Annotated in this window: 17 protein-coding genes; 13 read left to right on the forward strand and 4 right to left on the reverse strand. The window is 66.4% G+C overall.

Features of this window, described 5'->3' with window-relative positions:
* Nucleotides 1-65: 65 nt before the first annotated feature.
* The gene (locus ABD683_RS16200; protein ID WP_344771105.1) at nt 66-860 is read right to left on the reverse strand and encodes an ABC transporter ATP-binding protein; all 795 of its coding nucleotides are present in this window, start codon (nt 858-860) and stop codon (nt 66-68) included.
* A 56-nt stretch (nt 861-916) separates the two neighbouring features.
* Between ABD683_RS16200 and ABD683_RS16205 the strand changes: the two genes are divergently transcribed.
* Nucleotides 917-1,720: a spermidine synthase gene (locus ABD683_RS16205; RefSeq protein WP_344771616.1), complete on the forward strand. Its 804-nt coding sequence runs from the start codon at nt 917-919 to the stop codon at nt 1,718-1,720.
* Here ABD683_RS16205 and ABD683_RS16210 read toward each other — a convergent pair.
* Both ABD683_RS16210 and rocD read right to left on the reverse strand, forming a co-directional pair.
* Nucleotides 1,713-2,087, reverse strand: a complete 375-nt coding sequence (locus ABD683_RS16210) for a hypothetical protein (protein WP_344771106.1) — start codon at nt 2,085-2,087, stop codon at nt 1,713-1,715. The genes ABD683_RS16205 and ABD683_RS16210 overlap by 8 nt on opposite strands.
* A 53-nt stretch (nt 2,088-2,140) precedes the next feature.
* Entirely contained in the window at nt 2,141-3,349 is a 1,209-nt protein-coding gene (gene rocD, locus ABD683_RS16215; RefSeq protein WP_344771107.1) for an ornithine--oxo-acid transaminase, read from the reverse strand.
* Nucleotides 3,350-3,414: 65 nt separating this feature from the next.
* Here rocD and ABD683_RS16220 point away from each other — a divergent pair, with 65 nt between their 5' ends.
* Genes ABD683_RS16220 through ABD683_RS16235 form a run of 4 tightly spaced genes read left to right on the forward strand, consistent with a single transcriptional unit; the run spans nt 3,415 to nt 7,109 of the window.
* Nucleotides 3,415-3,945 (forward strand): hypothetical protein, encoded by a 531-nt coding sequence (locus ABD683_RS16220; RefSeq protein ID WP_344771108.1) that lies wholly within the window; start codon nt 3,415-3,417, stop codon nt 3,943-3,945.
* A gap of 36 nt (nt 3,946-3,981) precedes the next feature.
* Nucleotides 3,982-4,665, forward strand: a complete 684-nt coding sequence (locus ABD683_RS16225) for a YcnI family copper-binding membrane protein (RefSeq protein ID WP_344771109.1) — start codon at nt 3,982-3,984, stop codon at nt 4,663-4,665.
* Complete coding sequence (locus ABD683_RS16230) at nt 4,658-5,170, forward strand: copper resistance CopC family protein (protein WP_344771110.1); 513 nt, start codon at nt 4,658-4,660, stop codon at nt 5,168-5,170. Before ABD683_RS16225 ends, ABD683_RS16230 begins: the two co-directional genes overlap by 8 nt.
* Entirely contained in the window at nt 5,151-7,109 is a 1,959-nt protein-coding gene (locus tag ABD683_RS16235) for a bifunctional copper resistance protein CopD/cytochrome c oxidase assembly protein (protein WP_344771111.1), read from the forward strand. The genes ABD683_RS16230 and ABD683_RS16235 overlap by 20 nt, the downstream gene beginning before the upstream one ends.
* Nucleotides 7,110-7,134: 25 nt before the next feature.
* Here the strand turns inward: ABD683_RS16235 and ABD683_RS16240 are convergent, their stop codons facing one another.
* Nucleotides 7,135-7,752, reverse strand: a complete 618-nt coding sequence (locus tag ABD683_RS16240) for a superoxide dismutase (protein WP_344771112.1) — start codon at nt 7,750-7,752, stop codon at nt 7,135-7,137.
* A gap of 171 nt (nt 7,753-7,923) precedes the next feature.
* Here ABD683_RS16240 and clsA point away from each other — a divergent pair, with 171 nt between their 5' ends.
* The 8 genes from clsA to ABD683_RS16280 all read left to right on the forward strand — a co-directional run bounded on the left by clsA (nt 7,924) and on the right by ABD683_RS16280 (nt 12,505).
* On the forward strand, nt 7,924-8,541 hold the full coding sequence (gene clsA, locus ABD683_RS16245; protein ID WP_344771113.1) for a cardiolipin synthase ClsA: 618 nt from the start codon (nt 7,924-7,926) through the stop codon (nt 8,539-8,541).
* Nucleotides 8,542-8,543: 2 nt separating this feature from the next.
* Nucleotides 8,544-9,341, forward strand: coding sequence for a DUF881 domain-containing protein (locus tag ABD683_RS16250; protein ID WP_344771114.1), 798 nt, complete (start codon nt 8,544-8,546; stop codon nt 9,339-9,341).
* On the forward strand, nt 9,338-9,670 hold the full coding sequence (locus tag ABD683_RS16255) for a small basic family protein (protein WP_309969553.1): 333 nt from the start codon (nt 9,338-9,340) through the stop codon (nt 9,668-9,670). Before ABD683_RS16250 ends, ABD683_RS16255 begins: the two co-directional genes overlap by 4 nt.
* Nucleotides 9,663-10,370 (forward strand): DUF881 domain-containing protein, encoded by a 708-nt coding sequence (locus ABD683_RS16260; protein ID WP_344771115.1) that lies wholly within the window; start codon nt 9,663-9,665, stop codon nt 10,368-10,370. Before ABD683_RS16255 ends, ABD683_RS16260 begins: the two co-directional genes overlap by 8 nt.
* 19 nt (nt 10,371-10,389) lie before the next feature.
* Complete coding sequence (gene gcvH, locus ABD683_RS16265) at nt 10,390-10,767, forward strand: glycine cleavage system protein GcvH (RefSeq protein ID WP_344771116.1); 378 nt, start codon at nt 10,390-10,392, stop codon at nt 10,765-10,767.
* 91 nt (nt 10,768-10,858) lie between these two features.
* Nucleotides 10,859-11,326 carry an FHA domain-containing protein gene (locus ABD683_RS16270; RefSeq protein WP_344771117.1) on the forward strand — a complete coding sequence of 156 codons (468 nt, stop codon included), beginning with the start codon at nt 10,859-10,861 and terminating at the stop codon, nt 11,324-11,326.
* The gene (gene ftsR / locus ABD683_RS16275; protein ID WP_344771118.1) at nt 11,323-12,039 is read left to right on the forward strand and encodes a transcriptional regulator FtsR; all 717 of its coding nucleotides are present in this window, start codon (nt 11,323-11,325) and stop codon (nt 12,037-12,039) included. The genes ABD683_RS16270 and ftsR overlap by 4 nt, the downstream gene beginning before the upstream one ends.
* Nucleotides 12,040-12,043: 4 nt before the next feature.
* Nucleotides 12,044-12,505, forward strand: a complete 462-nt coding sequence (locus ABD683_RS16280; protein ID WP_344771119.1) for a bifunctional nuclease family protein — start codon at nt 12,044-12,046, stop codon at nt 12,503-12,505.
* The last annotated feature ends 301 nt before the right edge of the window (nt 12,506-12,806 follow it).

Here is a 12,806-nt window from a genome sequence, read left to right on the forward strand (position 1 = left end):
GAACTGTACGCAACGCCGGTGCCGCCGCACCTGGCACCCGGAGGGTCGCTCTCGGCTGCCCGGATTCATCCAGCCGTCGCAGACCACCGGCCGTGGGAGCGAGCGATCCTGATCGGATGGTCGAAGCACTCGGTGACGAGCGAGGTCGTCAGGACGTCGTCGACCGGGCCGGACGCGATGATGCTCCCGCGTCGGATGAGGGCGGCATGAGTCGTCATGCTGGGCAGCTCCTCGAAATGGTGGGTCACCATCATCGTGGAGAGCTCCGGGTGGGATGTTCGCAGATCGTCAAGGGTTGCCAGCAGCTGTTCACGGGCCGCGACATCGAGTCCCGTCGACGGCTCGTCGAGCAGCAGGAGAGGGGGATCCGGCATGAGAGCCCGGGCGATGAGCGTACGGCCACGCTCGCCCTGCGACATCGTGAACCAGTGGGGCGAGCTGGGGACGTCGATGCCGAGTGCCTTGATCAGTGACGCGGCACGATCGCGTTGTGCATCACTGGGGGTCCAGCGAGGCACGATCTCGATGGTTCCGGTGGCCCCGGTGAGCACCACCTCCTCCACCGACAGGTTCGACGTCAGCGGATGACGCGGGTTGACGAAGCCTATGTGGCTTCGAAGTTCTCGCATGTCGACACGGCCCAGCCGCTTGCCCAGGACGCTCACGGTTCCACGAGTCGGGTGGTTGACGGCCCCGCACAGATTGAGCAACGTCGTCTTGCCGGCCCCGTTGGGCCCGATCAGGGCCCAGTGCTCACCCTGGCGCACCGTGACCTCAATCCTGCTGAGCAGCAGGTTGCCATCACGTACGACGTCGACTCCGCGCACCTCGAGCACCGGCTGGTCCTGGTCCCATGGCATGGCGCGAGCCTAATCGACCGTCCGCCACCCCATACGCTTGCCGGATGACCGAGCGGCTGATCGAGATCGAGCCCGATCGCGACCGTCCGGGAGCCTTCACCCTGCGGATCGACGGCACCGACCAGTCGTACGTCGACCTCGACGACCCGCTGCGTCTCGAGTTCGACTACGTGCAGCGCATCGTCGACGTCATCGACGCGCACGGCACACCCGGAGCGCCGCTGCGGTTCGTGCACATCGGTGGCGCGGGCATGTCGGTGCCCCGGTACGTCGCGTCGACCCGCCCGACGTCGGCGCAGATCGTCCTCGAACCGGATGAACGCGTCACGGCTCTCGTCCGCGAACAGCTTCCGTTGCCGCGCAACAGCGGGATCAAGGTGCGACCAGTCGACGGTCGTACGGGCATGGCGGCGATGCGACCCGACTTCGCCGACATCATCGTGCTCGACGCGTTCGATGGCGCCCGCATCCCGGCGGACCTGGTCACCACCGAGTTCTTCGGGCAGACCGCGTCGGTGCTGACCGAGAACGGCCTCCTGCTGCTCAACATCGCTGACCGGGCACCGTTCGCGTATGCCCGGCGTGTGGTGGCGGGGGTCAACGCGACGTTCGCGAACGTCATGATCAGCGCCGAGCCGGCAACGCTCAAGGGCCGCCGGTTCGGCAACCTCCTCGTCGTGGGATCGCGCGGGACCATTCCGTGGGAGCCGCTGGCTCGCAAGGCGGCGAGCTCACCGTTGCCCTATCGCGTCGTGCCCTATCGCGAGGTCGTCGATCGGTTCGCGGGCCAGTCACCGTTCACGGACGCCGACACCGAGCAGTCACCGCCGCCACCGGGCGGGGCAACGTTCTTCAGCTGAGCTTGGTGCGCCAGCTCTCGATGTCTGCGACGTCGAAAGCCGCTGCATCGTCGATTCCATTGGCGTTCCACATCACCACCAGGAGATCGCGTCCCTGCGTCTTGCCGAGGAAATGTCGGGTCGTACGCGTGGTGGTGATGGCACTTCGAGGTATGCGTGCTTCGCGCACCGGCACGAGCTGCAGGAATACGAGCTCCGTCTGGGTGAGCAGCAGCGTGCCGATGCCGCGAACCTGATTCTTTCCGGACGACGCCTGACCGAAGAAATTGGCCTGACCGGAGAGCTCGACTTCTCCAAACTGTTCGAATTGCTCCTTGTAGGCGCTCCGCATGCGCCGCAACCGGAACGCGCCGACGATGACGAGCACGGCGAACGCCCCCACAACACCACCGACGACGAGCGCAATGATGCCCAGCACACTCACGCGTGAAGAGCCTCGGTCAGCGAGTCGACCGCGCTGTCGATCTCATCCTGGGTGATCACCAGCGGGGGAGCGATGCGCAGCGTACGTTCGTGGGTCTCCTTGCAGAGCACGCCGCGATCACGCAGCGCCATCGACACCTCTCGGCCAGTCTTGGCGGCGGGGTCGATGTCGATGCCGGCCCACAGCCCCTTGCCACGTACGGCAACGAGGCCCTTGCCGATCAGCTCGTCGAGCCGGCTGTGCAGATGCTTGCCGAGCTCCTCGGAACGTTCTTGGAACTCGCCGGTCTGCAGCAGCTCGATCACGGCGCGGCCGACAGCGCACGCGACGGGATAGCCACCAAACGTCGAACCGTGCTGGCCGGGCTTGAGCACACCGAGCACATCGGCACGTCCCACGACGGCTGACACGGGGATGATGCCGCCGCCGAGCGCCTTGCCGAGCGTGTAGAGGTCAGCGCGAACCGAGTCGTGGTCGAGTGCGAACAGCTTGCCGGTACGCGCGAGACCGGACTGGATCTCGTCGGCGATCATCAGCACGTCGTTCTCGGTGCAGAGCGCACGCAGACCTGGGAAGAAGTCGGCTGGCGGCACGATGACGCCGGCCTCACCCTGGATCGGCTCCATCAGGATCGCGGCGGTGTTGGGGGTGATCGCAGCGCGAACGGCGTCGAGATCCCCGTACGGCACCGTGATGAAGCCAGGTGTGAACGGGCCGTAGTTGTCGTGCGCCGCGGGATCATCGGAGAACGACACGATCGTCGTCGTTCGGCCGTGGAAGTTGCCTGCAGCGACGATGATCTCGGCGTGGTCGAACTCCACGCCCTTGACCTCGTACGCCCACTTGCGCGCGACCTTGATCGCCGACTCGACCGCCTCTGCGCCGGTGTTCATCGTCAGCACCATCTCGGTCCCGGTCAGCTCGGCCAGCTCCTGGCAGAACATGCCGAACTGGTCGTTGTGGAACGCCCTGGAGGTCAGCGTGAGACGTTCGAGCTGCTCACGCGCCGCAGCGATCAGGGACGGGTGGCGGTGGCCGAAGTTGAGGGCGGAGTAGCCCGAGAGGAAGTCGAGGTAGCGGTTGCCGTCGACATCGGTCACCCAGGCGCCCTCAGCCTCTGAAATCACCACGGGGAGAGGGTGATAGTTGTGTGCGCCCCACTGCTCGTCGAGAGTGATGAAGGACGCGGTGTCGTTGGCTGCCATGTACCCCACGGTACATACACGAGAGGCCAAGATCTGACTGGGATGGTCGCCGATATCCTGTGCCTGTGACAGCCCCCGCGCCCTTCGCTGTGATGCGTCCCGGACACGGCGTCATCCGGCTGGCGAGGTCAGCTGCGGTCGCCCTGGTGTGCAGCGTGACGGCAGCGGTTGCGCACCTTTCGGCAGGTGGCGAGATCCCCGCGTCGTCGTTCACGATCCTGTTTGCCGGCGCCTCGGTTGTCGCCTGGCTGGCGTCGGTGCGACGCGTGACCCCGGGTCAGCTGGTTGGCCTGCTTCTGCTGTGCCAGGTCTGCGTCCACCTCGGGTGCTCGATGGGATCGATGGAGATGTCGGTCGCGATGCTGGCGACTCACGTGGTCGCCACGGCAGCCAGCGCCGCGATCATGACGCGCGGCGAGTCCTTTGTGTGGACCGTCGCCGAGCGGCTGGGCCTCCGGCTGCTCCCCGGTCCCGCCGTCGTCGAGGCCGTCCCTGGCGCAGCCGTTCCCATGCCGGTGTCGTTGCCGCGCTCGTTGAAGGACGTACGTCTCGTCCATTCCCGCGTCCTGAGAGGGCCGCCGTACGGGTCCAGCTGATCCCGTACTTCTCACCTCTCACACGAAAGACACTTCATGAAGAGAACCACCGCGCGGCTTTGTGCTGCGCTCATCACGATCGCCCTCGTGGGCGTTGCGGGGGCCGCTTCGGCCCACGTGTCCGTCTCGTCGACGGACGCTTCACAGGGCGGATTCGGCAAGGCAGTGTTCCGGGTGCCGACCGAGTCGGACACCGCGTCGACGACCAAGCTGGTCGTCACGTTGCCCGAAAAGACGCCGTTCGCCTTCGTGACCGCCCAGTCGAAACCCGGCTGGACCGTCACGCTTCAGAAGGCGAAGCTTGCGGCACCGACCAAGGTCGGCGACTTCGAGCTGACGGAAGCGGTACGGACGATCACCTGGACGTCGACCGGTGCCGGCATCGCGCCGTCACAGTTCGACGAGTTCGCCCTCTCTGGCGGTCCGTTCCCCGATGACGAGTCCATCTCGTTCACTGCGGCGCAGACCTACAGCGACGGCTCGGTCGTCAACTGGGACGAGGTCCAGAAGGGTGACAAGGAGCCGGAGCACCCGGCTCCGACGTTGATCCTTGCTGCTTCGACCGGTGACGGTCACGGCACGTCGAAGGACCCCGACGCCGAGGCGTCAAGCACCGGCGACGACGGTGACACCACGGCGACGTGGCTCGGTGGCAGCGCACTTGCGGTTGCCCTCGGCGCACTGGTTGTGGCTCTGCGACAGAATCGACGTCGTGCGTAACGTCGTTCTCCGCGGGAGCCTGTTGGCTCTGCTCTGCCTTGTCCTCGGGACGGGACCGGCATCGGCGCATGCGTCGCTCGTCGGTTCCGACCCCGGGGATGGGGCGTCCGTCGCGGCGTCGCCGTCATCGATCACGTTCACGTTCAACGAGAACATCGGCAACCCTGCGTACGTCGCCGTGCGCGCGCCTGACGGTTCCAAGGTCGACGTGTCGGATGCGTCTGCGGTTGACGCCGAGGTGACCGCGACGCTGGCCGCGAGTGACCAGAAGGGCCGCTACACCGCGACCTATCGCGTCGTGTCCGCCGACGGGCATCCGGTCGAGGGCACGATCCACTGGACGACGACGACCGGTCGGATCGTCGAGCAGGTCGATCCGCCCGCCGAGAAGGGTTTCGTCCACCGGCACCGGGCCCACTTCTTCTGGGGCATCCTGGCGGCTGCCGTCGCCATCGCCCTGCTGCTGGCACCGCTGAGGGGGCGCAGTGACAAGAACGACGCGTGACGTCGCTCTGGCGTTCATCCTGAGCGCCGTCGTGATGGTGCTCCTGCTCGAGGTCGGGGGAGGAGCACCCAAACCTCCGGTCGGCGACATCCCCAGCCCCGGCGAGTTCGTCGGTTGGGCGGTGCCGTTCACCAAGCTGATCACCGACATCAGTGCTGTCATGGTCATCGGCTCCCTGCTGGGCGCGGTGTTCCTGCTTCCGTCGTCGCGTGACGAGGTCGAGGGCCTGTCTGTCCAGGCCGTCCGGCTCGCGTTCTGGTGGGCCGTCGTGTGGTGCGTCGCGACGATCGCCCTCTTCTTCCTCAACGTCTCCGACATCTTCGCCAAGCCCTTGGGAGATCTGTCGAGCCCGTTCATCTCCGGCTATGCCGGGACGTCCGCCGGTCGTGCAGTCCTGCTGCAGGCGGCCGGCGCGGCGCTGGTCGCAGTCGCCACACGGTGGACCATCGGGACCAGGACGCTGGCTGGCGTGCTCGGCCTGGCACTCGCGACTCTCGCACCGATCACCCTTACCGGTCACGCAGCGTCATCCGGGTCCCATGACCTCGCCACCACCAGCCTGCTGCTGCACGTCGTCGGGGTGACGCTGTGGGTCGGTGGGCTCGTCGCCCTCGGGTGGGTGGCGCTCCGCGGAAGCAAGCGACTGGACGCCGGCATCACCCGGTTCTCGGCCCTGGCCGTCTGGGCTTTCGTGATCGTGGGTGCCTCCGGCATGGTCAACGCGTCGGTACGCCTCGGGTCGATCGACGCGCTGTTCGGTTCGACGTACGGACGCCTCGTGCTGCTGAAGGTCACCGCACTCGTCGTGCTGGGCGTGTTCGGCTACGGGCAGCGCCGCCGCATCGTCGAGAACGGTGCCGGGTTCCTGCGCCTCGCCCTCACCGAGCTCTTCATCATGGCCGCGACGATCGGCCTCGCCGTGGCGTTGTCGCGCACCCCGACACCCGTAGGGGAGAACGTGCTGCGGACGCCGCTCGAAGAGCTGCTCGGCGGTCCACTGCCGGCGGCACCGTCGATCGGTCGCATCCTCTGGGGCTGGACCGGCAACGGTGTCGGCCTCGCCATCGTCGGGCTCGGCACGGCACTCTATGTCGCCGGAGTCTGGTCACTGCGCAAGCGCGGCGACGCGTGGCCCGTGGGCCGTACGATCTCGTGGCTCGTCGGGATGGTCGTGATCGCCTGGGCAACGTTCGGTGGCCTCGGCGTCTACTCGCACGTGCTGTTCAGCGCCCACATGGCCTCGCACATGATGCTGTCGATGGTCGCACCGATCTTCCTCGTCCTCGGCGCGCCGATGACACTGGCACTGCGCACCTTGCCCGGACCCCGTCAGCCGGGAGAGGTGTCGCCGCGGGCCCTGCTCCAGTCATTCCTGCATTCGCGGTTCATGCGCTTCCTGACTCATCCGCTGGTGGGGCCGCTGCTGTTCGTCGGCAGCCTCTACGGCCTCTACTTCAGCGGTGCGTTCGAGAGCCTGATGGGCAACCACTGGGGCCACACGATCATGGAGCTGCACTTCCTCGCGGTCGGCTCACTGTTCTACTACGTGCTGATCGGCATCGACCCGTCACCGCGGCAGCTGCCGTCGATCGCCCGGTTCGGGATGCTCATCGTCACGATCCCGTTCCACGCGTTCTTCGCGATCGCGGTGATGTCGTCCAGCTCGGTGTTCGCCGGCGACTACTGGCGCGCGCTCGAGCGTCCCTACCGGACCGATCTGCTCGCCGACCAGTACCTCGGCGGCGGCATGGCCTGGGCGATGGGGGAGATCCCGCTGGTCCTCGTCATGGGTGCGCTGCTGTGGCAGTGGTTCAGCAGTGACGCCCGCGAGGCCAAGCGGTTCGACCGGTCGGAGGATCGCACCGGCGACGCGGCGCTGGAGGCGTACAACGCGCGGCTCAGGGATCTCGCCGAACATGGAAAACGGCGGGACCCCTGAGGGATCCCGCCGTTGATGGTCAGACTCAGAAGAGGATCTGGCCGCCACTCGTGGCCGCCGTGAAACGCTCCTGGGCGTCGGCCCAGTTGACGATGTTCCACCACGCCTTGACGTAGTCGCCCTTGACGTTGAGGTAGTCGAGGTAGAACGCGTGCTCCCACATGTCGAGCTGCGTGATCGGGATCAGCGTTGCCGGGATGTTGTTCTGCTGGTCGTAGAGCTGCACGATGACGAGCTTTTGGCCCAGCGAGTCCCAGGCGACGATCGCCCAGCCGGAGCCCTGCAGGCCCAGCGCGACGGCCTCGAACTGCGCGCGGAACGCGTCGAACGAGCCGAAGTTGTCGTCGATTGCGGCCGCCAGCTCACCGGTCGGCTTGTCGCCACCCTCGGGCGAGAGGTTCTTCCAGAAGATCGAGTGGTTGATGTGACCGCCGAGGTGGAACGCGAGGTTCTTCTCCAGCAGGTTGATGTTGCCGAAGGACTCCTTGGAGCGAGCTTCTTCGAGCTGCTCCAGGGCCTGGTTGATGCCAGTCACGTAGGCCTGGTGGTGCTTGGAGTGGTGAAGCTCCATGATCTTGCCGGAAATGTGCGGATCGAGAGCGCCGTAGTCGTACGGAAGCTCGGGAAGTGTGTAGTCGGCCACGCATCCTCCTCGGGACGGTCAGGGGCGATGCCCTGTGTGTTTAGTTGTCTGTTCATCCTCAGTCTGTCAGTCCCCGTCAAGGACGCAAGGGCGGCCCACGTGGTGGACGTCGGCGGGGTTCGCGAGTCAGGCAACGTCCGTACGAATCACTCGTCTAGTCTGTCTCAGGACATGACGAGGACATCGAGGGCTGCTCCGAAGAAGTCGCGTGCCGTGGAGGAACGCGTCTTCACGATCCCCAACGCCCTCAGCTTCGTCCGCCTGCTCCTCGTGCCGGTATTCCTCTGGCTCGTGATGGGGCCCAAGTGGGACGAGCTGGCACTGGTCGTCCTGATGGTGTCCGGCGTGACCGACTACCTCGACGGCAAGCTGGCCCGGTCGCTCGGACAGACCTCCAAGATCGGCGCGATCCTCGACCCTGTCGCCGACCGGTTCTTCATCCTCGCAGTGGTGATCGGACTCGGCTACCGCGACATCATCCCGTGGTGGCTCGCGGTGATCCTCCCGCTGCGCGACGTGTTCCTGTTCAGCCTGGTGCCGTTCCTCCGTACGCGGGGCTACAGCTCGCTGCCGGTGCACTTCCTCGGCAAGGCCGCGACGGCGAGCTTGCTGTACGCGTTCCCGCTGCTGCTCCTGGGTGACGCGACCGGTACGGTCGCCGACCTGGCCAACGTGTTCGGCTGGGCGTTCACCGTGTGGGGCGTGGCGCTGTACTGGTGGGGCGGCGTCCTGTATGCCTTCCAGGTCCGACGGCTTCTGGCCACGACACCGCCCGTGCAACGGAGCTGACCGTGCCGGAAGAGTCAGACCGCGCCATCGGTCTGCTGGAGCAGATCGCAGACACCGCCCTTGACGACGACTACTACGTCGTACGCGCAGGTCGCTATTCGCAGTCGCGCGAGCTCAACACCGTGCTCACGGGTCTCGTCATTGCCCTGTTCGCCCTGCTGGTGACCCTGGCCGTGGTCCAGACCCGTTCCGATCGTCCCGCGACCGAGCGGGAGCGTGAGTCGCTGATCGCCAACATCGACGCTCGCAAGAAGCTTCTCGCGAACCGGGAGGAGACCGCTGCGAGCCTGCGGGCAGCGGTGGCCCAGCTGAGAGCATCGGCTGACCGCACAGACCCGGCGTACGAGTCGCTGCGCCTGGCGGCGGGCGACCGTGCCGCTCGCGGGCCGGGCATCACGATGACCGTGACGCCCACGAGCAGCGACAACCAGCGCAACAACCACCGCATCACTGACAACGACCTGCAGATCCTCGTCAACGGGCTCTGGTACGCCGGCGCAGAGGCGATCTCGGTCAACGGCAACCGCATCGGGACGATGAGTGCGATCCGCACGGCCGGCGACGCCATCACGGTCAACTTCAAGTCGATCGGGCCGCCGTACGTGATCGTCGCACTCGGCAACGACGACACGCTCGAGTCACGCTTCGAGGACAACCCCTCGGGGCGCTACTGGGCCGGCCGGGTCCAGGCTCTCCGTGCACGCAGCGAAGTGGCATCATCGACTCAGCTGAGAGTGCCGGCCGTTCCCGCCCAGCGTCTCACTCCCATCCACGCCGTAGCGATCGAGGAGACGCGATGATCCCCGTACTTGGCCTCGCGATCGGCATCGTCGCCGGACTGATCCTCCAGCCCTCGGTGCCGACGTCGCTGCAGCCCTACCTGCCGATTGCCATCGTGGCCGCGCTCGACGCCGTGATCGGCGCGCTACGGGCCTTGGGGGAGCGTCGCTTCGACGACCGCGTGTTCGTCGTCTCGTTCGTCTCCAACGTCATCATCGCCGCGTTCATGGTCTACCTCGGCGACCAGCTCGGTGTCGGTTCACAGCTCTCGACCGGTGTGGTCGTGGTCCTCGGAATCCGCATCTTCGCCAACGCGGCCGCCATCCGTCGACGGATCTTCCATGCCTGAGCCCACCGAGCGCAACCTGTTTCACAAGCCGTCGGTCTCCCAGGTCGTGGTGGCGATCCTTCTGGGAGGCCTCGCGTTCGCGATCACGCTGCAGATCAAGCAGAGCGACACGACCGACTACTCCGGCGTACGCGGCGACGAGCTCGTCGAGCTGCTCAAGTCCCTCGACTCCGCCAACGAACGACTCGGTACGCAGATCGGTGACCTCACCGCGACCCGCAACGACCTGCTGAGCAGCACCAAGCGTTCGGAGGAGGCGGAGAAGCAGGCCAAGGAGCGCGCCGACCAGCTGGCGATCCTCGCCGGCACCGCCGGTGCCACCGGACCAGGCGTGCGCCTCGTGATCACCGACATCGACAAGGCGATCGACGCGCCGTCCCTGCTCGATGCGGTCCAGGAGCTGCGCGATGCCGGCGCCGAGGCCATCGTGATCAACGGGGTGGCGCGTGTCGTGGCCCAGACCTATTTCCTCGATGACGACGATGCCGTACGCGTTGGCGGGCTCGAGGTGAAGCGACCGTTCACGATCGAAGCGATCGGGGATCCGTCGACCCTGGCCGAGGCCGTCAACATCCGTGGAGGGCTCATCGACCGCATCGCCACCCGCGGCGGTCACGCCACGGTGGAGAAGGAGAAAAAGATCACCATCACGGCGTTGGCCGACGTGAAGTCGCCAGAGTACGCTCGTCCCACATCCTGACCCGCAAGGAGCAAACCCGGTGATCCCTGAGGACCTGTTTTACAGCGAAGAGCACGAGTGGGTGCGACTTGACGACGAGATTGCGACGGTCGGCATCACCGACTTCGCGCAGGGGCAGCTGGGTGACATCGTCTACGTCGAGCTGCCTGCCGTCGGTGACCGCGTCGAGGCAGGCGCCGTCATCGGCGAGCTCGAGTCGACCAAGTCCGTGAGCGACATCTTCTCTCCGCTGTCCGGCGAGGTCGTGTCCCGCAACGAGACGCTCGAGGCCGGACCCGAGGTCATCAACTCCGATCCCTACGGTGAGGGCTGGCTGATCAAGCTTCGTCCGCTTGACGACGACCCCACCGAGTCGCTGCTCGAGGCTGAGGCGTACGCCGCACTCGTCGACGAGTGACGCAGTGTCGGCGGATCTGCACGCCATCGGGTGCTACGTTTGACTCAGAAGTCTCAACCCTGACTCAAGACCCGTCACAGGAGTGAACCCGATGACCACGCCGGACCGCGAGCCCGACGCCAACGCTGGCTCTGCCGGTCAGCCCGCCTCGGGTCCGTCCGACCACACGACACACATTCCGATCCTCGACGCCGACACCGAGGAGATGTCGCAGGCTGACGTCTCGGCGGTCGAGAACCTCCCGGCCGGCAGCGCGATGCTTCTGGTGCAGCGTGGTCCCGACTCGGGTGCGCGATTCCTGCTCGACAGCGACAGCGTCTCCGTGGGGCGCCACCCTGACAGCGACATCTTTCTCGACGACATCAGCGTCTCGCGGCGCCACGCGACGTTCACCCGAAGCGGCGCCGGCTATGTCATCGCCGACCTCGGCAGCCTCAACGGCTCCTACGTCAATCGTGACCGCATCGACAGCGAGGTCGCCCTGGCCGGCGGCGACGAGGTGCAGATCGGCAAGTACCGGCTGATCTACTTCGCCGGAGCGTCGAAGGCGCAGTCGTGACCGAGCCGTTGTCAGAGCTCAGGCTCGGCATCGGCAAGGTCATCGAGGAGCTCAGCGCCGAGTTCCCCGCGCTGTCGCAGAGCAAGATCCGCTATCTCGAGGACCAGGGCCTGCTCGAGCCGGAGCGCACCCCGGCGGGCTATCGCAAGTACGCCTACAGCGACGTCGAACGGCTGCGTTTCGTGCTGCATGCGCAGGAGCAGCTGTTCTGGCCGCTGAGCCACATCCGCCGTGTCCTGGACGACATGGACAGGGGAGTGGTCCCCGACACGACGCTGAGCAGCACCACCAAGGTGCCCTACCTCAGCCTCGCCGAGGACGGTCTGCCGACCGCCGAGACCTTCGAGGCCCCACAGAGCAACGTACGACTGTCGCGCGCCGAGCTGCTCGACTCGGCCGGCATCGACGACAAGACACTGGATGCGATCGAGGAGTTCGAGCTGATCAAGCGTCGCCCGTCGCAGACCTACTACGACGGTGAGGCGTTGTCGATCGCGGCCATCGTCGGCGAGCTCGCCCAGCTGGGGCTCGAGCCTCGTCACCTGCGCATCTTCCGGGCGGCGGCGGACCGTGAGATCTCGCTGTTCGAGCAGGTCGTGACTCCGCGTGCACGCTCGCTCGACAAGGAGGCGACCGACAAGACGATCGCCTCGCTGGCGGCGCTGTCCGTACGCCTGCAGACCGTGCTCGTGCGAAGCGGATTGCGAACCTAGCCCCATGCGCGAGGTCGAGGTTGTCGGCGTGCGCGTCGAGCTACCGACCAACCAGCCATTGGTCCTGCTCCGCGAGACCGAGGGCAGCCGCTACCTGCCGATCTGGATCGGTGCCGTCGAGGCGTCCGCGATCGCGTACGCCCAGGAGGGTGCCGAGACGGCGCGGCCCCTGACGCACGAGCTGATGCAGCACCTGGTCCTCGCACTGGGCGACGAGCTCGAGGAGGTCCGCATCATCGACGTCCACGACGGGGTGTTCTTCGCGTCGTTGATCTTCGCATCGGGCGCCCAGGTCGAGGCGCGGCCGTCCGACTCGATCGCCCTGGCACTGCGTTCGGGCGCGCGGATCGTGTGTGCCGAGGACGTCCTCGACGAGGCTGGCATCCAGTCCACGCGGGAGGAGGACGAGGAGGTCGAGCGTTTCCGAGAGTTCCTCGACGAGATCGACCCCGAGGATTTTGGCTGAGGCAAGCGAGCCCTGCGAGCGGCCCGAAGCCAGGTGTGGGGGTCCCCCACGAGGAACGAGTAGAGGACCCGTGCCGCGGCGAAGCCGCCAGGAAGCTCGAAACCACGTGAGATGTCGACCCAACGCGAGCAGTGAGTGACCTTCAAGCATCACTTGAGACTTGCGCGACACGCCGAGGTTCACGCTGGGTCGTTGACCCGCCAAAGTCTCAGCCTTACCTTGAAAGTGCTGCCGGCCATACACGGATGTAGTTTCGTAGCGGTAGTCTTCCCCAATACCCAGCATCGGAAGGCATTTCGCC

Origin of the sequence: Aeromicrobium panaciterrae (genome assembly GCF_039537165.1) — a bacterium.
In the GTDB taxonomy this organism is placed as follows: Bacteria; Actinomycetota; Actinomycetes; order Propionibacteriales; family Nocardioidaceae; genus Aeromicrobium; species Aeromicrobium panaciterrae.

Coding starts and splice junctions, on each gene's coding strand:
- ABD683_RS16200 (WP_344771105.1), bottom strand. CDS start 860: ATGCCATGGGACCAGGACCAGCCGGTGCTCGAGGTGCGCGGAGTCGAC.
- rocD (WP_344771107.1), bottom strand. CDS start 3,349: ATGGCAGCCAACGACACCGCGTCCTTCATCACTCTCGACGAGCAGTGG.
- ABD683_RS16225 (WP_344771109.1), top strand. CDS start 3,982: ATGAAGAGAACCACCGCGCGGCTTTGTGCTGCGCTCATCACGATCGCC.
- clsA (WP_344771113.1), top strand. CDS start 7,924: ATGACGAGGACATCGAGGGCTGCTCCGAAGAAGTCGCGTGCCGTGGAG.
- ABD683_RS16255 (WP_309969553.1), top strand. CDS start 9,338: ATGATCCCCGTACTTGGCCTCGCGATCGGCATCGTCGCCGGACTGATC.
- ABD683_RS16260 (WP_344771115.1), top strand. CDS start 9,663: ATGCCTGAGCCCACCGAGCGCAACCTGTTTCACAAGCCGTCGGTCTCC.
- ABD683_RS16270 (WP_344771117.1), top strand. CDS start 10,859: ATGACCACGCCGGACCGCGAGCCCGACGCCAACGCTGGCTCTGCCGGT.
- ABD683_RS16280 (WP_344771119.1), top strand. CDS start 12,044: ATGCGCGAGGTCGAGGTTGTCGGCGTGCGCGTCGAGCTACCGACCAAC.